Raw genomic sequence first — 25,315 nt, 5'->3', positions numbered from 1 at the left:
ATTCCTGAGTTCTAGATCAAGTTGGTTATGGGTCGCTCTGATTAAGTTAGTATTCTTGTACTAACTCGACTAACTATAAGCGATCGCAAATCAGCTTCATGTCCGAATCCATGTCAGAATCCATGTCCCAATCCATGTCCCAATCCCAATGGCAAGTCCTAGCGCCACCGGAAATTCCTCAGTGGTTCATCGAAGCTGTCAAATCCCATACTAAGGGCTATTCGGGAGATTATGCTGCTCAACTGCTGTGGCAACGGGGAATACGAGAGGAGAGACAACTAGCTGGTTTCCTCAACCCAGATTTGTATCAACCTACCAGCCCTTTTGATTTTGGACAGGAAATGAAATGGGCAGTAAAACGCCTACTCCAAGCCCGTGAGGCTGGGGCAAAGGTTGCCATATGGGGGGACTTTGATGCTGATGGAATCACGGCTACTAGTGTCCTATGGGAAGGACTGGGACAATTTTTCTGGCAGCACCAACAGCTAAGTTACTACATTCCCAATCGCCTGACGGAATCCCATGGTTTGAATTGTCCAGGAATTGACCAACTGAACGCTTCTGGGGTGAAACTTATCGTTACCTGCGATACTGGCAGCACGAATCTGAGGGAAATTGATTATGCTCACCAGTTGGGAATGGATGTGATTATCACTGACCACCATACTCTACCAGATGACCGTCCGCCAGTAGTTTCTATGATCAATTCTCGCTATTTTGCTGAAACTCACCCTTTATTTCATTTGTCTGGGGTGGCGGTGGCGTATAAGTTAGTGGAAGCGATGTATCAGGTTTTACCTAATATTCCCCAACAACGGTTAGAGGGGTTGCTGGATTTGGTGGCAATTGGTCTAATTGCGGATTTAGTGGAATTATCTGGAGATTGTCGTTACCTGGCACAACGGGGAATTGAACAACTGAAGCAGCAACTGAAAACTCGCTCTCGTCCTGGTATAGCGCGATTGTTACAGTTGTGTAAACGCAGTGGCGATCGCCCGACGGATATTTCTTTTGGACTTGGCCCGAGAATTAATGCTGTAAGTCGGATTCAAGGGGATGCTTCATTTTGTGTTGAGTTACTGACTAGTAAGGATGAGAAACGTTGTGAGCAACTGGCTTTAGAGACGGAACTAGCTAATACCCGCCGTATGTCTTTACAAAAAGATATTACTAAGCAAGTTAAGGATAAACTTGCCCAACTTGATCTGTCTACTACTAATGTGATTGTCCTAGAAGATCCCCAATGGCCAGTTGGTGTTTTAGGCTTAGTGGCAGGTCAAATTGCTCAGGAATATGGACGCCCGACGATTTTGTTAAGTACAGTTTTATTAAGTACTGAAAGTAGCGATAGAGAAAGCAAACTGGTAGAAGCAGGTTTAGAGGATAAACACTCCTATAGTATAGCACGGGGTTCGGCTCGTTCTGTTAATAATATTGATCTTTATGAATTAGTCAATTCCCAAGCTCATTTGTTGCATCGCTTCGGAGGTCATCCTTTTGCGGCTGGGTTGAGTTTGCCAGTGGATAATATTCCTTTATTTAGGGAAGCGATTAACCAGCAGTTGGCACAAAAACTAGGGACGACGGGTGCTTTGATGATGCCAGCCATGGAAGCGGATTTGGTGGTTAAGGTTGCTGAGTTGGGGAAAGCACTATTTGATGAATTGAAACATCTGGAACCTTGTGGGATGGGTAATCCTGTGCCAAAATTGCTGATTAAAAACTGTTGGTTTGAACAGGTTTTGAATCGTAACTCTAAGGATTTGAGAGGGCGAAAAGTACAGTATATCAAAACTAAATTTGAAATTTGGGATGACTCTACGAGTATGGGTTTTCCTGGAATTTGGTGGGGACATTATCAGGATGAAGTCCCTAAAGTTAGATGTAATGCTGTTGTGGAATTAGACTATAATAATTATGAAAAACGTCCAGAAGTGCGCCTCGTTGCTGTGCAACCTTGCCAAGAAAATGATTTTTTCCAATCTTGTTTCCAGGTCTCTAATCAGCTGGATTGGATTTTAGATTGGCGGGGACAAGAGTTAGAGGTTGGCCGGTTGAAGGGTGTTGGCTCTCAAGAGTTACATGTTGGCAAGTTGAAGGTTGAATGTTCTCAAGAGTTACATGTTGGCAGGTTGAAGGTTGTTCGCGAACAACCTACTAACCTTCAACCTCCTAACCTTCAACCTACTAACCTTCAACCTCCTAACCTTCAACCTACTAACCTTCAACCTGATAACTTTCAACCTCCTAACCTTCAACCTCCTAACCTTCAACCTCCTAACCTTCAACCTGATAACTTTCAACCTCCTAACCTTCAACCTCCTAACCTTCAACCTGATAACTTTCAACCTGATAACCTTCAACCTCCTAACCTTCAACCTCCTAACCTTCAACCTCCTAACCGGCAAGGTTTAAGTCCTCTAATGGTTTATGAGTGTCCGACGAGTTGGGATGAGTTACAAGTATGGTGTAGGAGAGCGATACAGGCAGAACGACAATTAGCGATCGCATATCCACGGCCTCAACAACTATCTGCCCAAGACACCTGGAAAAAGTTGCTAGGAATTGCTAAGTTCCTAAGTCGCACCGGTCAATGGGCTACTTTGGTGCAATTGCAGGAGAAGTTGGATTTAAGCGATCGCACTGTTGAGTTAGGACTGAATGCTCTATCAGTGATTGGTTTTGAGGTTTCTTACCAGGACTCGGGGGTACAAATAAGCTGCCATCCAAAAGAGTGGTCTTCCGATTGGCCGTTGGCCACGCTACGCGAGCGGACGAATGTTGCTGGGAATGATGCGATTGCGCTACGCGCACGCTGCGCGAACGCAATATTTTTTGCTGCCATTGAGGAAGAACAGTTCCGACGTCAATATTTTTACCAGGTGCCTCTGTCTACCATTGCCGGATATAGCATGGTTGGTATCAAACAAGATTAGACGTAAGCATTCAGCAATCAGCAATCAGCAGTCAGCAGTCAGCCTTGGCCTTTGGCCACGCTACGGGAATGGCCACGCTATGGGAATGGCTGATCGCTGATCCCTGATCCCTGAGGGCTGATCGCTGATCGCTGATCCCTGATCCCTGATCCCTGATCCCTGATCCCTGAGGGCTGATCCCTGAGGGCTGATCGCTGATCGCTGATAACTGATAGCTGATAGCTAAATGCTTACAATCTGTGACACCTGCTAAACAGTCCACTAAGAAAACACAGACATTCAATTAATTGATACAACCGACTCTCTTTTAAAGAGTATCAACTAATTAAGCCGTCTAAAACTAAGCCAAATTTTTTATAGTTATATCCGGATTAGCCAGATTCAAGTCATCTCAAGGCTTTCAAGTATTTAGATTTTTTTTTAGAACCTGAGGAACCTTTTGTTTATTCCCAACGACTTGTAGAGAAAGGAACAAAAAATTAACGAATTTGAGGAAATAAACAATGCAAGGTTTACTGAAATCTATTTTCACCATTTCTACTTTGGCCGCTACAACAATTGCTCCCGTTTTACTAGGAAATAGTATGGCTTCAGCTAATCCAGGAGCAGATGATCTCAGCGTCAAAGGTACAGATGCTAGCTACATTGGCGTTGGTCTGGCCGCCGGTGTAACTAGTGATGGACAAGGGAATGACCAAAATATTGGTGGTAATATTACAACTCGTCTGACAACTTCAAAGCTTCCCGTTTCTCTACGTGGTGATGTTATTTTCAATGATGATAATACCGCGATTATTCCTAGTGTTTCTTTTGACCTAGGCGTAGCCAAAAATACTAATGTTTTTGCTAGTGTTGGTTACTCTTTTGTGGAAGATGACGGAGACAATACACCCATAGGTAATCAAGATGCTTGGGTGCTTGGCTTGGGTGCTGAAAGCCAAATTGCTAAGGATGTTTTGGTTTACGGTAATACTAAGGTAGGTCTTAACGCTTACGAAAATAGTTCAGGTGAGTCTGTCAGTGTTCAATTGGGTGCAGGCTATCGTTTCTAAACTTAGTATGTCCATTGTCAAAGGGAAAGGATGAAGGATGAAGGATGAAGGATGAAGGATGAAGGATGAAGGATGAAGTATAAAGGATGAAGTATAAAGTGTCAAATACTTCAACTGAGGTGACAACAATCCTCTTGTGCATCTACTCGCTTGAGCGAATCTACTCGCTTCAACCTTCCTTCAACTCTTCCCTTTCCTCTTTCCCGGTATCTGCTTCAATCACACTGAGTGGGTTTAGATAAATTTTAGGATTTATAAAGTTATCGATCCAATGGGCAACGGTAGTATTAGGATCTAATCATTAACCGTAATCCCGAGCGATTTATCGGGAATTATACTTATTCATCTTTTTAGATCCGTCGAACCAATGGTTGTATCTCAGACTCCTAAAGCCCGCAAACCCTCTAAGATTGAAGGAATTAAAGAACGCAGTAACTTCTTGCGTGAGCCGGTGGCAACTGAATTGCTACAGGATACTACTCATTTTACAGAAGACGCTATTCAAGTTCTTAAGTTTCACGGGTCTTACCAGCAAGACAACCGAGATAACCGGGTCAAGGGTCAGGAAAAAGACTATCAGTTCATGCTGCGCACTCGAAATCCTGGAGGATTTATTCCACCAGAGCTTTATCTGACTCTAGAGCAGTTGTCAGAAGAGTATGGTAACCATACCCTACGAGTAACTACCCGTCAGGGTTTTCAGATTCATGGCATTCTCAAAAAGAATTTGAAAGCGACAATTGCGGCAATTGTCCGCAATATGGGGTCAACCTTGGGTGCTTGTGGAGACCTCAACCGCAATGTTATGGCTGCACCAGCACCATATAAAAATCGACCAGAGTATCAGTATGCTTGGGAGTATGCTGATCGGATTGCTGACTTACTTACCCCTCAAACCGGTGCCTATTACGAGATTTGGCTGGATGGGGAAAAGGTAATTAGTGCTGAGGAAGCTCCGGAGGTGAAAGCAGCACGGCAGCGCAATGGTAATGGTACTATTTTCCAGGACAAAGAGGAACCAATCTACGGGGAACACTATATGCCCCGGAAGTTTAAGTGTTCCGTAACGGTTCCCGGGGATAACTCGATTGATATCTATACCCAAGATGTGGGGTTGGTGGTAATTACCAACGACCAGGGAGAACTGGAGGGATTTAATGTTCTGGCTGGTGGGGGTATGGGTCGTACCCACAATAAGGAAGAAACCTTTGCTCGTCTAGCTGACCACATCTGCTATGTGGAGAAAGAGGATATCTACGACTTGGTTAAGGCAATTGTGGCAACTCAACGGGATTATGGCGATCGCGTAAACCGCCGTCATGCCAGAATGAAGTACCTAATCAATGATTGGGGTGTCGAGAGGTTTCGGGAAAAAGTAGAAAGCTACTTCGGTAAAACCCTGGCACCGTTTAAGCCCTTACCCCCATTTAAGTACGAAGATTATTTGGGTTGGAACGAACAAGGAGACGGAAAGCTATTCCTGGGGATATCGATTGAGAATGGTCGGGTCAAAGATGAAGGGGATTTCCGACTCAAAACAGCTCTGCGGGAAATTACTGAGAAATTTGCCCTACCGATGCGGCTGACTGCTAACCACAATATAATTCTCTATGAGATTGACCCCACCCACCAGCAAACCCTGAATCAGATTCTCGAACAGCACGGTATTCAAGTTACTCCAGAAGGAATTGAACCGTTAGTGCGCTACTCCATGGCTTGTCCAGCTTTACCTACTTGTGGTTTAGCGATTACCGAATCAGAACGGGCGCTCCCTGGCATGGTTGAGCGGATTCGGTTACTGCTGGACAAATTGGGGTTAGAGAAGGAATATTTTGTGATCCGAATGACCGGTTGTCCCAATGGCTGTGCTAGACCGTATATCGCAGAGTTGGGATTTGTCGGTAGTGCACCAAAGGCTTATCAAGTGTGGCTGGGAGCTTCACCAGATCAAACTCGGTTATCACGAGCCTATGTCCAGAAAATGCCAGAAAGTGAGCTGGAATCTTTCTTTGAACCAATTTTTGTGCAGTTTCGGCAAGAGCGCAAACCAGAAGAGAGTTTTGGGGATTTTTGCGATCGCATTGGCTTTGATGCCCTTCGGGAATTTTCTGCTAACTATGAGCTAGGTAGCGGTATAGTTAATCCAGATGCCAAGCTAGCAAGTAAGAAATCCTCAGCTAAGAAATCTTCTACTGCTAAAAATCGCCGTCGAATTAGCATTCCCGAAGAAGTCCATGCTCGTCTTAAGGAAGCTGCTGCTAACCAAGGGAAAAGTATGACGGAGTTGGCAGCAGAGGCTCTGAAAGCTTATTTGCCATAACTAGGTTAGCAGGTTTAAGGCTGTCTGTCAGAATGTAGAATGCATAATTTAGAATGTAGAATGTAGAATGTAGAATGCATAATTTAGAATGTAGAATGTAGAATGCAGAATGCAGAATGTAGAATGCAGAATGTAGAATGTAGAATGTAGAATGTAAGCAGGTACACAAAATTAATTACACATTTCAAAAAACTCAAAGGCTTACAATGTAAGGGTTACAGAGATGGCGAGTAGGTAATTAATCCTGCGATCGGTGCTTATAATTCTAAATTCTAAATTCTAAATTCTAAATTCTAAATTCTAAATTCTAAATTCTAAATTCTAAATTCTGAATTCTAATAAATTCTAAATTCTAAATTCTAAATAGTTAGGGATGATATGAATTGGTAGCAAGAGCAGTAGATACTTGTTGGATTAGAGCTTCTTGGGTAGAGGAGTTATCTAAAACTAGATCAGCAAGTTCTATTTTTTGCTGGAGGGGGAGTTGGCTGTTGATCCGGGCTTGAGCTTGTTCTTTAGAGATGCGATCGCGTTTCTGGATCCGTCTGAGCTGTTGTTCTGGTGAGCAGCTGACTACCCAGATTTCTGTCACTAAGTCTGTCATCTTAGCTTCAAATAGTAGAGGGATGACTAATATCACTGTCGGAGCAACTAGCGATGCAGCGCGGTCTTGGGGGTTTCCCCCACTCGCTATTGCATCAAGAAAGGTATCGAGTTCAGATCGGAAGCGATCGCGTACATAAGGATGGATTTGTTGCTCTAACCACTGTCGCTCAGTTGGGTTACTAAAAATTATCTCTCCTAAGCGTTTACGGTTCAGGGTACTGTCACTGTGCTGCACTTGTAAACCGTAGCGCTGATAAATCTGTTTCAGGATTGGTGAATCTGGTTGTACTGCTTCTCTGGCATAGATATCCGCATCTAAAATTGGTAGCCTGTAGGTATCAGCCAGGTAATTCGATACGGTGGTTTTTCCCGTAGCGATACCACCGGTTAGACCAATGATGCGTTTTTGATTCATGGGCGTTAAGTGTAGAATCAGTGGTTAGATCAGGGATGCGATCGCACCTGTTGGTCACAAATCCGTGCTACCAGGTGGTGGGTTACCACCCAATTCCCTTCCCCTAACTTACCCTAAAGTAGCTGAGGGCTGATATCAGATCAGGATGATTACCCTTAATCAAAATCTCCCCCATCTCCCACACTCCCCGCGCCCGGGCCCCACACTCCCCACACTTCCCGCGCCCGGGCCCCTAGATTATAGACCTCTCCAAAAACTTGAAACTTTCTCAGGCACTGCTTTTCAGCGATCAAATTGACCAAGTCAATTTTACGTTGAATTAACGCTATAATAAGCTTAAGAAGCTATTGATGTTAATTTAGCACTAANCATAACTATCAGGTACACCTGTTTCCTTTGCTATAGCTGATAGCTGATAGCTGATAATTTAGCATTCACTTTTTTTTATACTAAAATTACCCCCGGAAAAAAAATTTATAAAAACCCTTGACAATTAAAATTATAATCATTACAATAATCATTGTAAGCGATGCAGCGCGGTCTTGGGGGTTTCCCCCATGAGCGACTGCATCAAGACAACGTAATTTAGTTTTTTAGCCATGTCTACAGAATTTATTCCGAATCACAACAATAATTCCAAGAAACAACGTATTAAGTACATTAAGGGCTCTCCTGAAGCAGTAACCAAGACTATTTACGGCCTTTGCGCACTCGGGTATGGGTCGGTTTCCGACTGGAGCCCTTTGCAACCGACGGGCATTCCGGGGCAAGTAATTAGTTTTGCAACTAAGTATCAAACTTGGCGTTAATAGGTTAAATTTATGGGGGGGTTTCCCCCCCGGTCTGGTCCGGTAGGATCACATCCGGATTGATTCGGAAACTGATAGACAAGACAATTGCGTTTACAGTATTGAAATAGCCGTGGATAGTATTTCTACGGCTATTTTTTTTTGTAAGCTATCAGCTTAAGCGCTACGCGCACGCTACGCGAACAGCTATCAGCTATCAGCTATCAGCTTAAGCGCTACGCGCACGCTACGCGAACAGCTATCAGCTATCAGCTATCAGCTTAAGCGCTACGCGCACGCTACGCGAACAGCTATCAGCTATCAGCTTATGATTGGGGCTACACCTATGGTGGGCAGTGCCTAGTAACGGGCTTTGTCAGCTGATTTGTATCAAGCACTGCCCACCCTACATGAACTAAAATCAATTAAATTGATCGTAATGACCACCTATTGCAAAAATATAAACATAGTTATCATCAAATTTGTAAATAAGGCGATCTTTTTGAGAAATTATTCTTGACCACAACCCCGATAAATTATGTTTTAACGGTTCAGGTTTTCCCATTCCTTTAGCGGGATCGTCTCTCAGCATTTCTTTGATGATTTTACAAAGGGTTTGATGGAGTTTTTTGTCTTTTTTACGAAGTTCTTCGTAATTTTACCAAGTTTTGCCCTCAAATACTAAGGATATCATCTAGTTCTTCCTGATTGGGAGAGTAGCCTTTATTTTGGGTATGGGTAGCTTGAGAATGGTTAATCTGTTCCATTAAATGGCTATTTTGTAATACATACAAGGTTTCTTGTTGTTGTTCCAAATCTTCGGCACTAATAATAATAAAGTATCCCTGATTGGGATCGGTTATTTTGAGGGTAGTATGGTGATTGATGACTTGTTTAATAAAGTCTTGGATGTTAGTTTTAAATTGCTTGATAGGGATAGAGTTCACTGTTTTTTCCTCATTTATACTTAAGTATAGCAGGTTAATATAGCGGTTTTAAATTAGGTGAGGTAAAAATTTGTTGGTGTTAGGGAGTAGGGAGCAGTAAAGTCAGAAGAGGGAAGAGAGAAAAAATTATGTGTACCTGATTAGGTAACAAAGCGCTATATTTCCTTGAGTTGCTTGTAAGCATTCATATCAAGTCCGGTTGAATATCCATAATAAAAGTTTATCGAAGGCAGCTATGCTGAAGTAAAAGAGTAAGGTTTCAAGGTAATGGTGCGATGCGCTACGCGCAGCCAAAGGCGATTGACCTTAGGTCACGCTTCGCTTCATCGCAACGGTAGAAATCGGTTTCAGCTACAACAACCTATTCCTGGATGTCTTTCTGAAACAGTTTGTAGGTTAATAAACACTGCTTTATTGTGTTTATTAAGAAATATTGCTAGTTTATTGACAAAAACTGCTTATTGTAGTTTTTTACTAAAACTAAACTTCCCTAGTATAGATGCAATCGCTTTTAGCGCAGCAAAGCTGATTGCAAGGGCAGGACGGTAGCAGGGTTGTGAGGGAGCCTATGTGCCATAGCTTATTTATTCACACGTAAATATTTCCGGAATCCTGATTTATTGACTGTAATCTGTACTAAGAAGCGATGCAACATTCACTTCAACATCAAATGAATTGTGATAATTTTTGTTCCCTACTCCTTACTCCCTGTTCCCTTTCGTATATATGATGATCGCTGATGAAAGCTAAAGAAGTTCTGAGACTATATACAGCAGGAGAAAGGGATTTCCGTAGGAAAAATCTTAGAGGTGAGTCATTCCAGGGGGAAGACCTTTCAGGTGCAGATTTTAGTGAAGCTGATATTAGAGGGGCTAATTTTAAGAATGCTATTTTAAGGGAAACTCAGTTCTGTAAGGCGAAGGCCGGATTACAAAAACGGTGGGTAATTGTTCTTCTATTGCTTTCATGGGTAATCTCAGGAGTATCAGGAATTACCAGCGTATTTGGTGGGGAATTAGTAGAGCCAATATTTAGCTCTAACGACGTGGCAGAGCAAGGTTACAGTTGGATGATTTTATTTGTAATAATTGTCTTATTTGCTATTATCATTCGTCAAGGTATCCGAGGATCCTTAGCCGTAGCCTTAGCCTTAGCCGGAATCTTCGCCGGAGCCGGAGCCTTAACCGGAGCCGAAGACTTAGCCGGAGCCCTAGCCTTAGCCGTAGTCGTAGTTTTCGCCGGAGCCATACTCTTCGCCGGAGCCGTAGCCGGAGCCAGAGCCGTAGCCGGAGACGTAGCCGGAGCCGTAACCTTTCAGGTAGCCGTACTTTTAGCCGGAGCCTTAGCCGGAGCCGGAGCCTTAGCTGTAGCTGTAGCTGTAGGTTTACTTGGTACTTATCTGGGCTGGCGTGCTCTAAAAGGGGATCCCCGAGATGCCTCGATTCTGAGTATTGCTATTGATTTGGCTGCTATAAAAGGTACCAGTTTTTACAATGCGGACCTAACCGATGCCGATTTTACGGGAGCCATCCTCAAAAGTACAGATTTAACAAAGGCTACTCTCACTCGTACGTGTTGGCAAAATACTGCTAAGCTTGACCGAGCTAGACTAGGAACAAGCTACCTTCAAGATCAAAAAGTTAGACAATTGCTGATAACTGGAGAGGGACAAGATAAAAACTGGGATGGCCTCGACTTAAGAGGTATTAATTTAAAGGGAGCTAATCTACAAGATGCTAGCTTCATTGGAACAGACTTAAACCGAGCTAACTTAGAAAATGCTAATTTATCCAGAGCTAAGTTAGTTCAAACGTTACTAGAAGGAGCAGATTTAACCGGAGCCACCTTAACGGGAGCGTATATCGAAGATTGGGGAATCAGCAATACTACTAAACTACTTGAAATTGATTGCGATTATATTTTCCTGAAACTACCTAGTAAAAATGATCCAGACCCTAAACGTCGTCCTGCTGACCAAGAGAGAAACTTTGAACCAGGGGAATTTGCTAAATTAGCTCATAAAATTCCTAATACTGTTGATTTAATTTTTAAAGATGGTATCGACTGGCAGACTTTTCTGAAAACTTTTCAGGAGCTTCGAGTGGAAAGCGATACAAGCCATACAGAAGAGCTACCAGTCATACAGACAATGGAAAATAAAGGTGACGGTGCTTTTGTTATTCGTGTCAAAGTCCCTGACAAAGTTGATGAAGCTGAATACGAGCGAAAATTTTGGGCAAAATACAAGCCAATGTTAGAGGCTAAAGATATAGAGATAAAGTTTTTATATGAACAAATCAAAGATAAACGTCAAGAAATCAAAGATAAACGTGAAGAAAATACTGAATTACTAGGAATTGTTAAAACAATGGCAGATAAAGAAACTACTAGAATTGATAATATTGACATGCGTAATCAGTCTAATGCCAAGTTTAACATTGGTGCTAACTATGTCGAAAAAGGTGAATATGTTAGTAGTCAGGAAAGCAATGCTAAGCAAAATAACTACGAAGCACCTGACAAAAATCTAACGGAAGCAGCAGCAGAAATCCAGCAACTTCTGGAGCAACTATCTCAGAGTAATCCCACTAGTACTGAGATTGAGAAGTTAACAGTTGTAGCGAGGGCTGCTGAGGAAATAAAGAATAACCCTACCCTCAAAGCTAAGGTTATCAATGCTCTTAAATCAGGAGGAGTAGAAGCTTTAAAGGAAGCCATAGACCATCCCTTAGTTAACATTTTGATGGCTATGATTGAGGGATGGATAGAGGCTTAGCTATAAAAAACTAAATATAAGGTCAATAAAGCAGATGAGCAAAAATACCTTAACCCAAGAGCAATGCCAAGAATTAATACAACTGCTTTCCAAACGGAAAGATAAGCTGGACGGAAGAATTACCAAAAATAATAGCTTAACCCAAGAGCAATTAGAAGAATTAGTAAAACGGCTTTCCAAACGTAAAAATGAGCTGCATGGAAGAATCCCCATTACAGCGGTGATGGATAGTTTAAGGGACTTAGAACTATCTGATCTACTTCTTGAAAGTGATATTTATGAGGTGTGTGAACCAATGGATAGAGAATCGAAAATCAAGACATGGAAAAACTATTTTAATTTTGCCTTAATACTAATCATTTTGACAGCACCATTATTTACATTTGGAGGGTATAAAATCCGAGAATTTATTGTGGCTAATTTTCCGGAATTAGTAGGAATAACAAGCAATAATAGTGATTTTAATATACAAGTCAATAATCTACAAAATGAACTAAAAAAACTAGAAATCGAAAATGATAAACTAGAGAAAATAAATCAAGAACTAAATGCTAAAATCGAAAACGTTCAACCTCTTGTTGTTCCTTCTCCAGTAATTTCACCAACTCCGACAGTCGCAACCACTATACTTACTCAAAATCCAGCAAAATCAGTTAAACTTGAAGGTATTATATATAAATTTAAAAATTGCCAAAAATCCTTAAATGTAAATTCAAGTACTCAATCCATAAGTTGTGCTATATTAATTACAAGCACTAAAGAAAATGTTCAGTTGCGTTTATATTCCAATCGCACTTCTTCTCAAAGAAGTAGACTATTGGATCAAGGTAAAGAATATGTAGCCACAAAAGTTGAATTTGGTACATACAGTAGTAATCGCATAGGTTATGTAAAAAATAGCTTGATTAAGGATGTACCGATAGAAGCCATTATTGATTTTGATGGAGTTCCACTAGAATTAAACCAGATAGATATCCTGCAATTTACATCCTATTTAGAGAGTTCTTATTACAAAGGTAAACTCAATACTGAATTACGTAATTTGCCGGTTATTCCGGAAAAATAGAAATTATCTAATTTACAAATAGGTTATAGCGGTTTTTAATTAGGTGAGGTACAAATTTTAGGGTTTTAGGGAACAGTGGCGTAGGGTGCGTGATAAGACGGGCTCCCCTTGATTTTCCCCCTGTTGACATCGGTTGAGATAGCCCGGCCCGTAACGCACCACTGGATCAAACTAGAGATCCTTCCCCCTTGCCTCAGCGCAGCCCTATAAATAATTTGTCTGTAGATAACTTAAGGTTAGGAAAAAGATAAGATTTGAGACAATCCCCTCTACGAAACATTACGTTCTGATATTGATCATTTACCAAACAACAGACCGTTACCGTCGGTTGCTTGGGGCTACCAATAAAGTATTTTCCGCCAATACCGAGATAATCCACAATCCAGTATTCTGGAATCCCCAAAGCTTCGTAATCTTCATACTTACGAGCATAATCATTCTGCCAATTTGTACTAACGACTTCAACCACAAGTTTTACTGTAGTACCCAGAGTTATCACTGGTTCCCTTGCCCAAAGTGGTTCGTTTACCAATTCTCCCTCATCAAGGACAACAAGATCTGGTCTGAAAGCGTTGAAGGTTCCCAAGGGCTGAATTAAGCAACGGTGTGGGATAAAATAAGGTACATCTAAACGATCTATTTCTACGTTAAGCTTTCGGCTAATCAACGCAACTACTTGCTCGTGGGGGCCAGTTGGTTCCATCTCAATTAGCTCTCCATCAATGAGTTCGTAGCGTTCATCATCTCCATACTGAGCAATAAATTCTTCTGGACTGATACCGGTTGTGGTTGCTGATAAAATCATAGAGCGGTCTCCTACTAAAACCTTACTGTTATCAACACCTAACTAAAATGTAAGCTATCAGCTTATGCGCTACTTGAGGTGCTTTTGAATAAAACAGGCACCTGGGATAAAACCTGGATGCAGGGTGACAACTCCGTTTTCTGGTGTACCGGTATCAGGAATAGTTTGACCGAAGAAGGCAGTAGTCGTCTGCTGCTCGTCGTTAACTTCCGTACCTGCATCCAGAACTTGAGAACCGAGAACGGTAAAGTCAGCTCCAGTGAAATTACCTTCTTCATCAAAAATCTCAAAAGCCAAGGGGTTGCCATTAGCAATGAAAGCATCATTACTGGGAAGAATCATTGCTGCGTAGCTGAAGTAACGGCTAGTAGAATCTACAGTAAATGTGGCTTGGGCAATATCCCCAGAAGCAACTGGACCATTTGGACCAGGAATTACCCCATCAACTGAACCCGCACCACTAGCAAAAAACTCTTGACTAAGCACTGCTGCATTGCCATCCTCTGCAATCCGCTCAAGTCCTGGTGAAGCTGCCTCACCCCGATCATAAATATCAAACAAACCATTATGAAAACCAACCCAGACTGGAGTCAATAACGTGCCGTTTTCCGGTGCCAGGCTTTCAATTGTCACCTTAAGGGTGGCTGCTGTTGCCCTAGATGCCATGGCTAGTGTAGAGGTTACCGTAACCATGGTCACGATTTTGAGTGATTTAATAATTGAATGCTTCATGGTGATTCTGATCAATGAGATCAATATGGTAGATTTGTCAATGAGTGTGTTGCTCAACTATCTATACAGCTACATCATTATCCGTAGAGTGTAAGTATTCAGCTATCAGCTAATGCGCTACGCGCACGCTACGCGAACAGCTAAAGGCCTTGGCCGTTGGCCACGCTACGCGAATGGCCACGCTACGCGAACAGCTATTAGATGCTTTAACTGCTCGGGGTTGGATGAGTAAAACAAGCAGGGATTTTCAAGCAGCCGTATCAGCAGCCCCAGCTTGTTTACTACCGACCGTTGATTAGCTGACGACTGACGGCTGATAGCTGAATGCTTACCGTAGAGTTAATCAGCTAAGTGTTCAAAACTTAGTGTTCAAAACTGATTTTGCTGGCACCGTATCAAGTGGTTAATCCTAGGTTAGTAGCTTGACTAGAATTATTGGTTTCTTGGTTTAATTGTTGCTGAATAGAGGCTGAAAATTTGCTGATAATTTACTGATAATTTTCCGCCTCTCTCAGCCTTGTCTCATGACGTGATATTATCTAGGGTTGACTACTTATGCTGGAAGGGTGTTCGTTAATTTAATTAAAATTAACCATTTAAAATTAACCATTTACAATGGTTAATTAACACATTACAGGTGACATATCACACTTACGTTGAAGATTTCTGTAGCGGTCGTGGTTCATCTTGAGCAACGACAATTAAATAGTCACCATTCTCAAGTTTATAATCTGTCGGTGGATTGGAGATAACATCTCCTTCAATTCCTTTTTGTACTGCTAGGACAATACTTTGATAGGCTTGCTTCATATACGTAAATACTTCCATAAAGGAACTACCCACCCGAGATTCAGGTATCGCAATTTTATAAAGCTTGTTGCCACTTTGAGTACTTAATATTTCAGAGACAACTTTGGTAATTCCATGGTTAAGAGCAGCTTGGGAAATGAGCATGCTACTTAACTCACTGCTAACGATTATTTCGTCAACCTTAGCCCGCTGACAGGATTTAACATGAGTTTCATCTACCAGCTCCACAACTGTGTAAGCGTTGGGATTAATACTTTCTACTGTCAGGGTAGATAGTATAACTTTGGCGTCGCGAGCTGTTTCATCTATGCTGTCATCCCCTAAAATTATAACAGTTCTAGCCTGGATCAAGTTGGCTCGATTCAAGGTTTCATCACATACGTTGCCCTTAATAAAAAACAAATTATTGTCTTCGATAGGCTTCCGGTCTATATTGGCAATTAAAATAATTTTATCATCTTGAGTTTTAGGAAACTTTCGCAACTCATTTATAATAAATTGTGCTCTAGAATTCCATTCGGAAATAATCAAGTGATTGTTAAATTTATAAGACCCCATACCTAGATCATTTTTAATTTTTTGATCGACAAAAATACCAGCGAGGGTAGCGGTGAAGATGGCTAAGAATCCAATCCCCACAAACATATCGAGAATAGCAATAAAGCGACCACCAACTGTGACAGGTGTGATATCACCATAGCCAACAGTTGTTAGGGTGACGATGCTCCACCAGAAAGCATCTGCTTTTGAGATATCTGGTTCCAGCCATGATATAGTGATGGTGTTAATAGTAATAATTATAATAATAATAATCATTACTTTATCAAGGTTTTCACTGCGCAAAAAATTCCAGAATTTTCGATTCCATAGTAAGATCATTTGACTTAGAGGTAATGGTTAGATCATGTCGGTTTAAGTAACTATAATATCCCTTCACGGGGATCTATTCTCGGGTAATGGCTAAGCTGCGGGTGCATCTAATTTATAGATTGAATCGGCAAGGGTGCAGGGGGGCTCAGGAGCTCGGGAGTGGGGTTTGGAGTGTTTCAAGTTTACTGAAAACTATACAAAAACTATACAATTTCAATCTGCGATCGCTCAAGCTGAAAGCTAGAGGGCGTTCGGCAAAGGTCTGAATGCTTAGGTTTAACATTACTATAGGAACGGATAGCGCTACTATTGTTAAGGAGTTTAAAGCCGCTGTCGGTCATGCCAAAATCCTCTAACCCCAACCACACCCAAGACCACACCCCTAACTCTGCTCAAAACACCATTCGGATTCGGGGGGCTAGACAGCATAACCTGAAAAATATTGATCTGGAACTGCCACGCGATCGCATTATTGTCTTTACTGGTGTTTCCGGTTCCGGCAAATCCTCCCTGGCATTCGACACTATCTTTGCGGAAGGACAACGCCGTTATGTAGAATCCCTTAGTGCCTATGCTCGTCAATTCCTGGGACAACTGGATAAACCGGATGTGGATGCCATCGAAGGCTTAAGCCCCGCTATCTCCATTGACCAGAAATCTACATCCCATAACCCCCGTTCCACCGTTGGTACAGTTACAGAGATTTACGATTACCTGCGATTACTGTTTGGAAGGGCTGGTGAACCCTATTGTCCCCGATGCGATCGCAATATTGCTCCCCAGACCATCGACCAGATGTGCGATCGCATTATGGAACTCCCTGACCGGACTCGCTTCCATATCCTGGCTCCCGTTATCCGAGGCAAAAAAGGCACTCACAAGAAACTATTATCCAGCTTAGCCACCGAAGGATTTGTGCGAGTCAGAGTCGATGGTGAAACCTTTGACCTCTCCGATACCATCGAATTGGATAAAAATTATACCCACAACATTGAAGTGGTGGTTGACCGTCTCATCAAAAAGCCTAGTATTCAAGAACGGATTACCGATTCCCTTGCTACTTGCCTAAAACGTTCTACTGGAATTGCAGTTATCCAAGTTTTAGATAATACATCAGCACAGCCAGCAGAGGTCAAATCTGATCATAATTATAAACGTACGGCTCGCAAAAAGGGTAGTTCATCTGACCAAGACCTTCCCCAAGAAATCGTCTTTTCAGAAAACTTTGCTTGCCCAGAACATGGGGCAGTAATGGAAGAATTATCTCCCCGATTATTTTCCTTTAACTCCCCCTACGGCGCTTGTCCATTTTGTCACGGTATCGGTAATTTACAAACCTTTTCTCCAGAACTAGTAGTACCTGACCCTACTCAACCCTTATATAGTGCTATTGCCCCCTGGTCAGAAAAAGACAACACCTACTACATCTCCCTACTCTATAGCGTAGGACAAGCCTATGGTTTTGAAATCCAAACTCCCTGGAATCAGCTAACCTCTGAACAACAAGACATCCTGCTCTACGGCACCGACGAAAAAATCTACATTCAAAATAATTCTGCTTATGGCAAAGAAAAAGGGTACTACAAGCGCTATGCTGGCATTATCCCGATCCTCGAAAAACAGTACAAAGACACTAGCTCTGAAGCATCAAAACACAAACTAGAGCAGTATTTAATTTATCAACCCTGTCCAGAGTGTCATGGTAAACGGCTCAAACCAGAAGCACTATCGGTGCGGTTAGGACAATATCATATTGATGATTTAACTAGTGTCTCAATTCGCCAATGTCGTCAACGGATTGATAACTTACAACTCTCCCCCCGCCAAGCTCAAATTGGTGACCTTGCCCTCAAAGAAATTAAAGCCCGATTACAATTTCTGCTTGATGTAGGATTAGATTATCTTACCCTTGACCGTCCAGCCATGACCCTTTCTGGTGGAGAAGCTCAACGGATTCGCCTAGCGACTCAGATTGGAGCAGGCTTGACTGGAGTTTTGTATGTATTAGATGAACCGAGTATTGGATTGCACCAAAGAGATAATGGACGGTTACTCACTACCCTGATCAAATTGCGAGATTTGGGGAATACCTTGATTGTTGTAGAACATGATGAAGAAACCATTCGCACTGCCGATCATATTGTCGATATTGGTCCGAAAGCTGGAATTCATGGGGGAGAAATTGTTGCTCAAGGGGATTTAGAAACTATAATAAAAAGTGAAAATTCCCTGACGGGAGCGTATTTATCAAAACGCCAAGTAATTGAAACTCCTAGTCAACGTCGAGAGGGAAATGGTCGTTCATTTGTGATTAAAAATGCTCATCGTAACAATCTCAAACACATTGAAGTAGAGATACCACTAGGGAAATTAGTCAGCATTACAGGTGTATCTGGTTCTGGTAAATCTACGTTAGTAAACGAATTACTTTACCCAGCATTACAACATCATCTGACTCGTAAAGTACCCTTTCCCAAAGAATTGGGTCAAGTTGAGGGACTCAACGCTATTAATAAAGCAATCGTAATCGATCAATCTCCCATTGGTCGCACTCCTCGGTCTAATACTGCTACCTATACAGGAGTATTTGATACCATTCGAGAGGTATTTTCTAAAACTATTGAAGCTAAAGCTAGAGGTTACAAGCCAGGGCAATTTTCGTTTAATGTTAAAGGGGGACGTTGCGAAGCTTGTTCGGGACAGGGTGTGAATATCATTGAGATGAACTTTTTGCCCGATGTCTATGTACAATGCGATGTTTGTAAGGGAGCGAGATATAATAGAGAAACGTTGCAAGTGAAGTATAAAGGATATTCCATTGCTGATATTTTAAATATGCCAGTGGAAGAAGCGTTGGAGGTATTTAAGAATATTCCAAGAGCAGCATCTCGGTTACAAACCTTAGTAGATGTGGGGTTAGGATATATTCACTTAGGGCAACCAGCACCGACATTATCTGGTGGAGAAGCACAGCGGGTGAAGTTGGCAACAGAATTGTCACGTCGGGCAACGGGAAAGACATTGTATTTAATCGATGAACCGACAACAGGATTGTCATTTTATGATGTTCATCACTTGTTAAATGTATTGCAGCGGTTGGTAGATAAAGGAAATTCTGTTTTGGTGATTGAACACAATTTAGATGTGATTCGCTGTGCTGATTGGGTAATAGACTTAGGACCAGAAGGTGGGGATAAAGGGGGAGAAGTAATTGCCTCTGGAACACCAGAGGAGGTAGCAGAGCATCCTAATTCCTATACAGGGCAGTATTTGAAGGAGGTTTTGCAGGAGTACCCGCGACAGGAAGGACTGCTAAGTGCTTAGTGCTTAGTGGGTCAGTTATAGGGCATGTTTCAGGGATGGCTTTTCTGATGCGATCGCTATTTGAGTTTCCATCCTAGTTGAGGATGATGCTAGAGGGAAGAGATTGAGATGGCAAGGCGAGACATATACCACAATACGGTTAAGCGTGCCTTACAAAAGGATGGCTGGACAATTACCCATGATCCATTTCCCCTACAGATAGGCCACAAACGCTTATCTGCTGATCTTGGTGCGGAACGTCTAATTAGTGCTGAAAAAGGAATACAAAAAATTGTTGTTGAAGTCAAGAGTTTTGTAGGAAAGTCTGATGTAAAAGATTTAGAGCAGGCTTTAGGGCAGTATATCCTGTATCGTCAAGTCCTGGATGAAATGGGTGTAGAGCGCTGTCTTTATCTTGCCGTTTCTAGACTGACCTTTAAAAACGTGTTTACCATAGAATTGGGAAAGGTATTGCTAAGGAACCAAATTATTAAATTAATTGTTTTTGATCACGATAGTGAAACGCTGATTCAATGGATACCAGATTAAACTACCAAGACATCATCAAAAAAGTATTAATGGAACACGCTGAGTATCGTGCTTCCCTACCTGACAGCTATGACTCTAAAGTGCTTTTCGATGATCAGCGAGGACACTATTTAGTATTAGACATAGGTTGGAATGATGACCAGTACCTACACGCTACACCCATTCACCTAGATTTAATTGGTGACAAAATCTGGATTCAATACGATGATACGGAAGAGGGGATTGCTACCGATTTACTGGAAGCAGGTATTCCCGCAAACGATATTGTACTTGGTTTCCGCCATCCTCAAGTAAGACAATATACAGGTTTTGCAGTAGGCTAAAGGTGGAATGCAGAATGTAGAATGCAGAATGTAGAATGAGGTAAAATTCAAAATTCTAATATTCTAAATTCTAAATTCTAAATTCTAAATTCCCTAATCCCTAATCCCTAATGACTGTCTATCTAGGCATCGATTTCGGAACTTCTGGCGCACGGGCAGTAGTGATCGACTCTGTTGGTACTATCTTTGCCGAGACTCAATATCCCTTTCCAATCCAAGCTATCACCATCGATACCGCAACACACTGGGAGAAGGTATTATTTTCCCTGATTGAGCAAATTCCCCAGTCAATCAAGGGTGAAATTAATGCGATCGCAATTAATGGCACCTCCGCAACAGTTTTGTTATGCGATCGCATCGGTCAACCTGTAGATGCACCCATCCTTTACAACGATCCACGAGGAGTAGCTGTGATGGAACAACTTAGAACCATTGCTCCTCCCAACCATGTCGTTTTAAGTGCTACCTCCAGCCTTGCCAAACTTCTCTGGTGGTATGACTGTACAGATCTGATCAGCAAAAGCTCTGCTGAAACTAATCCCCTATACTTCCTCCATCAAGCGGACTGGTTAGCCTTTCTATTGCATGGAAAACTAGGCATAAGTGATTATCACAATGCCTTAAAGCTCGGTTATAATCCTGAAAATCTTTGCTATCCTGACTGGCTCAAACAGCTACCGGTGTCACCCATGCTACCCAACGTCTTGGCTCCCGGTACACCAGTAGGAGTTGTAACCCCTGAGGTAGCTCACGGCTTGGGATTATCACCAGATTGTCTAGTCTGTACAGGTACCACCGATAGTATTGCCGCATTTATCGCTAGTGGTGCCAAACAACCAGGTGAAGCGGTAACCTCCCTTGGGTCTACCGTGGTATTGAAACTATTGAGTACCACTCCTCTAGAAGACGCCAAATTTGGGATTTACAGTCATCGATTGGGAAATTTATGGCTTACCGGTGGCGCATCCAACACGGGTGGAGCAGTACTACGCCACTTTTTCAGTGACAGAGAATTAGAAAGTCTCAGCTCTCAAATCGACCCGGAGCAAGAAAGTGCCTTGGATTATTATCCCTTACTTAGACCAGGCGATCGCTTTCCCATTAATGACCCTGATCTCCGGCCAAGATTGGAACCCAAACCCGATAATTCCGTGGAATTTCTCCAAGGAATGCTCGAAAGCATAGCGCGAATTGAAGCTAGGGGATATAGCTTGTTGCAACAGCTCGGAGCAAGTCCCTTAACCGGTGTCTATACTGCTGGTGGTGGTGCCAAAAATCCTACCTGGACAAGGATTCGAGAGCGTCAGCTCATGGTACCGATGTTGACATCCCTTCACACAGCGGCTGCTTATGGTACAGCACTATTAGCAAAGCAGGGATGCCTGTTAGGAGATCGGGTATAGGGTAATTGTGTCTAGGATTACTGCATGACCGAGTGACTGGGTGAGAATCTGCTGTGAATTATCAGCCCTGGATCAACCTGACCATCATCACTATCCCAGTTCGCCCTATACCCTAGAGCTCCTAAGCTCTAGATAATCCCCATGTTAGCCAATCCTAAGATAGTGCCTAGTCCTAGGATGTGACCGAAGCTGGTGGTTGCCAGTAGGGCGGGAAGACCCATGCCACCGAAGAACTCAGGCATAGGCAATGCCGGACCTGCGCTAGGATTCTGGATAGTAGCTTTTCCGAAGGCAATCGCTAGGACATTGCAGACAATCATGATGATTCCGACTGTCGGGCTCCATTCCAGGGTGTTGGGAACGGCAGATGCAGCAGCAAGCAAGATTGAGTAAGTCAATTTGTGTTCTCCTGTTTTTGATAGACTCTTACAGTGATCTCTTAAAGATTTAATCTTTTATAAAGATTTTACCAGCACGGTCTCATAATTAATTTTTTTGGAAAAGTCGATTCCGTTGCCAGTCTTGCTTTGATTACCCTTGATTAGAGAGCGAAAGCCCGTGATTACTAGACTTTTGGGCGGTGGGATTCGGTAAAATTAAATCAAGCCTTTATGTAAATAATTGTTAAGTAATCCCTGGTTGCTCAGTCAATGTTTCGGTAAATTTACATAAATTAATAAAAGCGGGATAAACCCTGGATTGATCAATCAATCCGGGTTGACCGGATTAATTCATCCTGCATGGCTGGTGATATCTTACGCCTAGCGGCGAGTATCACTAGCCATGGGGGGTTAGCTTCCTCCGCTCTTATGCCCCACACCTCAATGCTACGCCATGAGTGTGGGATGAATCCCGGACAGGAACTCTGATAAACAGCCTGAAAAACGTTATACTGAAAATAGTAGGGAAAACAAATTAAGAGCTAACCGCCACCTGCTAAGTAAAAAAAAGAACTTTTTTTAATTGTTCCGGTGCGGAGGGGCATCCCGTATCGTTAATAAAGCTTACCGAGTAACCGAACGCGCCCCGCGTCGGCGAAAGCCGATAGCGATGGCTGGTGTTGGTAAGAAGCCCACACTCAACCTGACAAGGTGAGTGTGGGAGTATGTCACCTGAAACTATAATTATGCTGCTGACGGACGCAATACTTTTAGATTACAAACGCTGTCGGCGTCGAGCTTTTTTGGACATTTATGGAGATCCCACAGAGCAAGACTCACCCTCAGATTTTCTGCTGAAACTGCAACAGAAAAGCCGAGACCATAAACAACAGATTCTGGCTACTGTGCCCCACCACTCACCCCGCTACCCCAGAACAGATTGGCACGCTGCTGCACAGGCCACCTTGAAACTGATGCAACAAGGGACGGAGTACATTTCTGGAGGGGTACTGTTGATGCCAACTGGTGACGGGGTGACATTGCTATGTTTTCCTGATTTGCTGGTCAAACAGCCGGGACGTTCTAATTTTGGTGATTGGATCTATGTTCCCACCACCATTAAGCTCAGCAAACGACCCAAGCCAGAGTATAAAATCCTTACTGCTTTTCGTGCTCAGCTGTTAGCAGCAGTACAAGGACATTGGCCCACCACTGGCTCATTAATTTTGCGTAACCAAAAGTGCTACACCGTGGTAATAGAACGATGGGTGCCACTGATGGAACAACTGCTATCGGAATGTATTGAGACTCTATTGCAGCGACAAGAACCAGAGGTGTTCATTTCCCGTCAGCGGTGTAGTCTTTGCTGTTGGTATCACAGTTGTTATGCGATCGCTAAATCTGTGGAGCACATTTCCCTATTGCCTGGAGTAACACCCAGCCGCTATCGGGATTTGGAGGCTTTGGGAGTAACCACAATCGAATCCTTAGCCACGTCTACGATTACTGAATTAGAGCCCAGCTTTGGTAGCTCAGTAGCTTTCCAGTTGGTGCAGCAAGCCCAATCTCAGGTACAAAACCGGGTGCTGCTTTATCCCAAACATTACTTTAGTATACTTGAATACGAACAACTAGAGCGAGGGAATGGTAATGCCAAAATCTCGGCAGACCTCCCGAATCAAGACTCTTTACCGACAGCATCTGTTGAGCTTTATTTTGATATTGAAGCACAGCCTGATTTGCCCCTGGAGTATTTGCTAGGGGTGTTGGTGATTGATCGACGCACTGAAACAGAGACTTTCCATAACCTATTCGCAGAACATTCTTGGCAAGAAGGATTCATCTGGCTACAATTTTTAGACTTAGTTGAGCGTTATCCAGATGCCCCAATCTTCCATTTTTCCAAGTATGAAGTTGACACGGTCAAGCGCTTAGCAACCCTTTACCAAACTCCACGACAGATAGTTAAACCCCTGCTAAATCGTTTCGTGGATGTTCATCAAATAGTTATTGATACTGTGACCATGCCAGTGGAGAGTTATTCTCTGAAAAATTTGGCGAGATGCTTGGGCTTTGAGTGGCGAGACCCCGATATGACTGGCTCCCAATCTGTGTGTTTGTATGACCAGTGGTTACAAACAGGCAATCACTCTATTCTCGAAATGATCCAGCGCTACAATGAAGATGACTGCCGCGCTACATATCACCTCAAGGAGTGGCTAGTCAACTTTTTGTCCAACACTTTGTCCAACACTTTGCCCAACACTTTGCCCAATACGATTAACTTTCAAAACTTAGCATGAAGTTATGCAACAATTTATTAAGTTATTAGATTTTGTAATCTAGCTGACACACACAATGTATAGGTAGATGCTAAATTAAATCTAAAGGGGGCTTTCGCCATCATTGGATGGAGGGGAGCCCTCTCTAGAATTTTAAGAGGTCTAGAATTTAGAGGTCTAGAATTTATTGAGGTCTAAAATTTATTTGATAAGAGGTGATTAATATGCTTCCACTTTTTCTAATTCTTTTGGTAACTGCCCTAGGGAGCATCTTGATATCTTGGAGAGTCTCTCACGAAATCCCTCGCCTATTGGGAGTAGGCAGTACCATTGTCTGTCTAATATTTGGTTTTGCTATGGCACCTTGGCCAGTACAGGTTTTGATGCTCCTATTAATTCTTAGCCTGGAACGATTTTATCCATTCAGCAGAACAGCTTCAGAGGCAATCTTAATCTCAAAAGTCTCCAACACCAAAAGAGAATGGTGATTCTGCCATAGTAGTAAATAAGGTTTTTGGTCTTGAAAAAAAAATAGTGAGCCCTAGGGTGCTTGATTCACGCACCCTATTGCTTAAGCCCTGGGATAGGTTATACTGATCACAGCCATAAACTGAGCCTTCGGTCATTGGTCGAGGGTAAGCTCAAGGCAAATCGGCTGAGAGCTCAGAGCTCTAAAGTGACTGCTCAAAGTATTTTTCGGTTTTTTTCAAAAAAAGCCTTGACAAATACACCAGTCATAGATAACAATAGTAAATGGTTCAGAGATTGGGACTGTAGTTCAATTGGTTAGAGCACCGCCCTGTCACGGCGGAAGTTGCGGGTTCGAGCCCCGTCAGTCCCGTAGAAGAAATGTAGGATACTATCGACTCCTCCTAAAGATGATCCTGAAGATGATCTAGTCGGAGTAGTTGATTGTTGCAGGTACAATAGAGACGAAAAGACTATAGTAATT

Annotated in this window: 19 protein-coding genes, 1 tRNA gene and 1 pseudogene; 13 read left to right on the top strand and 8 right to left on the bottom strand. The window is 42.6% G+C overall.

What is annotated here, in order from left to right:
* The first annotated feature begins 134 nt into the window (after nt 1-134).
* The 3 genes from recJ (at nt 135) to sir (ending at nt 6,308) form a co-directional block, all read left to right on the top strand.
* The gene (recJ, locus tag F6K38_RS01615; protein ID WP_008185979.1) at nt 135-2,936 is read left to right on the top strand and encodes a single-stranded-DNA-specific exonuclease RecJ; all 2,802 of its coding nucleotides are present in this window, start codon (nt 135-137) and stop codon (nt 2,934-2,936) included.
* Nucleotides 2,937-3,439: 503 nt separating this feature from the next.
* Nucleotides 3,440-3,988: an outer membrane beta-barrel protein gene (locus F6K38_RS01610; protein ID WP_008185975.1), complete on the top strand. Its 549-nt coding sequence runs from the start codon at nt 3,440-3,442 to the stop codon at nt 3,986-3,988.
* A gap of 367 nt (nt 3,989-4,355) precedes the next feature.
* Nucleotides 4,356-6,308, top strand: coding sequence for a sulfite reductase, ferredoxin dependent (gene sir / locus F6K38_RS01605; RefSeq protein WP_008185973.1), 1,953 nt, complete (start codon nt 4,356-4,358; stop codon nt 6,306-6,308).
* 367 nt (nt 6,309-6,675) lie between these two features.
* Here the strand turns inward: sir and coaE are convergent, their stop codons facing one another.
* From coaE to F6K38_RS01585, 3 genes and pseudogenes are all read right to left on the bottom strand, one after another.
* Nucleotides 6,676-7,329 carry a dephospho-CoA kinase gene (gene coaE, locus F6K38_RS01600; RefSeq protein ID WP_008185972.1) on the bottom strand — a complete coding sequence of 218 codons (654 nt, stop codon included), beginning with the start codon at nt 7,327-7,329 and terminating at the stop codon, nt 6,676-6,678.
* A gap of 1,209 nt (nt 7,330-8,538) precedes the next feature.
* Nucleotides 8,539-8,811: pseudogene (locus tag F6K38_RS01590) on the bottom strand (Txe/YoeB family addiction module toxin).
* Nucleotides 8,792-9,064 (bottom strand): type II toxin-antitoxin system Phd/YefM family antitoxin, encoded by a 273-nt coding sequence (locus F6K38_RS01585; protein ID WP_008191289.1) that lies wholly within the window; start codon nt 9,062-9,064, stop codon nt 8,792-8,794. The pseudogene F6K38_RS01590 and the gene F6K38_RS01585 overlap by 20 nt, the downstream one beginning before the upstream one ends.
* Before the next feature lie 739 nt (nt 9,065-9,803).
* Between F6K38_RS01585 and F6K38_RS01580 the strand changes: the two genes are divergently transcribed.
* On the top strand, nt 9,804-11,840 hold the full coding sequence (locus tag F6K38_RS01580; protein WP_287265824.1) for a pentapeptide repeat-containing protein: 2,037 nt from the start codon (nt 9,804-9,806) through the stop codon (nt 11,838-11,840).
* Nucleotides 11,841-11,874: 34 nt separating this feature from the next.
* Nucleotides 11,875-12,906, top strand: coding sequence for a hypothetical protein (locus F6K38_RS01575; RefSeq protein ID WP_287265822.1), 1,032 nt, complete (start codon nt 11,875-11,877; stop codon nt 12,904-12,906).
* Nucleotides 12,907-13,099: 193 nt separating this feature from the next.
* Here F6K38_RS01575 and F6K38_RS01570 read toward each other — a convergent pair whose 3' ends face one another.
* Nucleotides 13,100-13,711 carry a Uma2 family endonuclease gene (locus F6K38_RS01570; RefSeq protein ID WP_287265820.1) on the bottom strand — a complete coding sequence of 204 codons (612 nt, stop codon included), beginning with the start codon at nt 13,709-13,711 and terminating at the stop codon, nt 13,100-13,102.
* 69 nt (nt 13,712-13,780) lie between these two features.
* Nucleotides 13,781-14,443 (bottom strand): spondin domain-containing protein, encoded by a 663-nt coding sequence (locus F6K38_RS01565; RefSeq protein WP_287355948.1) that lies wholly within the window; start codon nt 14,441-14,443, stop codon nt 13,781-13,783.
* A 149-nt stretch (nt 14,444-14,592) separates the two neighbouring features.
* Here F6K38_RS01565 and F6K38_RS01560 point away from each other — a divergent pair, with 149 nt between their 5' ends.
* Entirely contained in the window at nt 14,593-14,742 is a 150-nt protein-coding gene (locus tag F6K38_RS01560) for a hypothetical protein (RefSeq protein WP_165691804.1), read from the top strand.
* Between the two features lie 352 nt (nt 14,743-15,094).
* Here F6K38_RS01560 and F6K38_RS01555 read toward each other — a convergent pair whose 3' ends face one another.
* Both F6K38_RS01555 and F6K38_RS01550 read right to left on the bottom strand, forming a co-directional pair.
* The gene (locus tag F6K38_RS01555) at nt 15,095-16,069 is read right to left on the bottom strand and encodes a potassium channel family protein (RefSeq protein WP_229414234.1); all 975 of its coding nucleotides are present in this window, start codon (nt 16,067-16,069) and stop codon (nt 15,095-15,097) included.
* Between the two features lie 257 nt (nt 16,070-16,326).
* Complete coding sequence (locus F6K38_RS01550; RefSeq protein WP_154659628.1) at nt 16,327-16,464, bottom strand: hypothetical protein; 138 nt, start codon at nt 16,462-16,464, stop codon at nt 16,327-16,329.
* On the opposite strand from F6K38_RS01550, the gene uvrA reads away from it, so the two are divergent.
* The 4 genes from uvrA to F6K38_RS01530 all read left to right on the top strand — a co-directional run bounded on the left by uvrA (nt 16,463) and on the right by F6K38_RS01530 (nt 21,701).
* On the top strand, nt 16,463-19,447 hold the full coding sequence (uvrA, locus tag F6K38_RS01545; protein WP_287355946.1) for an excinuclease ABC subunit UvrA: 2,985 nt from the start codon (nt 16,463-16,465) through the stop codon (nt 19,445-19,447). The two genes, F6K38_RS01550 and uvrA, sit on opposite strands and share 2 nt — an antisense overlap.
* Nucleotides 19,448-19,555: 108 nt before the next feature.
* The gene (locus tag F6K38_RS01540) at nt 19,556-19,975 is read left to right on the top strand and encodes an element excision factor XisH family protein (protein ID WP_008177549.1); all 420 of its coding nucleotides are present in this window, start codon (nt 19,556-19,558) and stop codon (nt 19,973-19,975) included.
* Complete coding sequence (locus tag F6K38_RS01535) at nt 19,960-20,298, top strand: XisI protein (RefSeq protein WP_008177547.1); 339 nt, start codon at nt 19,960-19,962, stop codon at nt 20,296-20,298. The genes F6K38_RS01540 and F6K38_RS01535 overlap by 16 nt, the downstream gene beginning before the upstream one ends.
* A gap of 110 nt (nt 20,299-20,408) precedes the next feature.
* A complete protein-coding gene (locus F6K38_RS01530; protein WP_287293312.1) occupies nt 20,409-21,701 on the top strand; it encodes an FGGY-family carbohydrate kinase in 1,293 nt (430 codons plus the stop codon).
* Between the two features lie 128 nt (nt 21,702-21,829).
* On the opposite strand, the gene psaK is transcribed toward F6K38_RS01530, so the two are convergent.
* Nucleotides 21,830-22,099, bottom strand: coding sequence for a photosystem I reaction center subunit PsaK (gene psaK / locus F6K38_RS01525; RefSeq protein ID WP_044491752.1), 270 nt, complete (start codon nt 22,097-22,099; stop codon nt 21,830-21,832).
* Between the two features lie 728 nt (nt 22,100-22,827).
* On the opposite strand from psaK, the gene F6K38_RS01520 reads away from it, so the two are divergent.
* The 3 genes from F6K38_RS01520 (at nt 22,828) to F6K38_RS01510 (ending at nt 25,204) form a co-directional block, all read left to right on the top strand.
* The gene (locus F6K38_RS01520) at nt 22,828-24,384 is read left to right on the top strand and encodes a TM0106 family RecB-like putative nuclease (RefSeq protein ID WP_287355961.1); all 1,557 of its coding nucleotides are present in this window, start codon (nt 22,828-22,830) and stop codon (nt 24,382-24,384) included.
* A 203-nt stretch (nt 24,385-24,587) separates the two neighbouring features.
* On the top strand, nt 24,588-24,851 hold the full coding sequence (locus F6K38_RS01515) for a hypothetical protein (RefSeq protein ID WP_071986763.1): 264 nt from the start codon (nt 24,588-24,590) through the stop codon (nt 24,849-24,851).
* Nucleotides 24,852-25,130: 279 nt separating this feature from the next.
* Nucleotides 25,131-25,204 (top strand) — tRNA-Asp (locus F6K38_RS01510).
* The last annotated feature ends 111 nt before the right edge of the window (nt 25,205-25,315 follow it).

Origin of the sequence: Moorena sp. SIO3B2, from assembly GCF_010692525.1 — a bacterium.
Lineage (GTDB): Bacteria > Cyanobacteriota > Cyanobacteriia > Cyanobacteriales > Coleofasciculaceae > Moorena > Moorena producens.
This window is presented reverse-complemented; position numbering and strand designations above follow the sequence as displayed.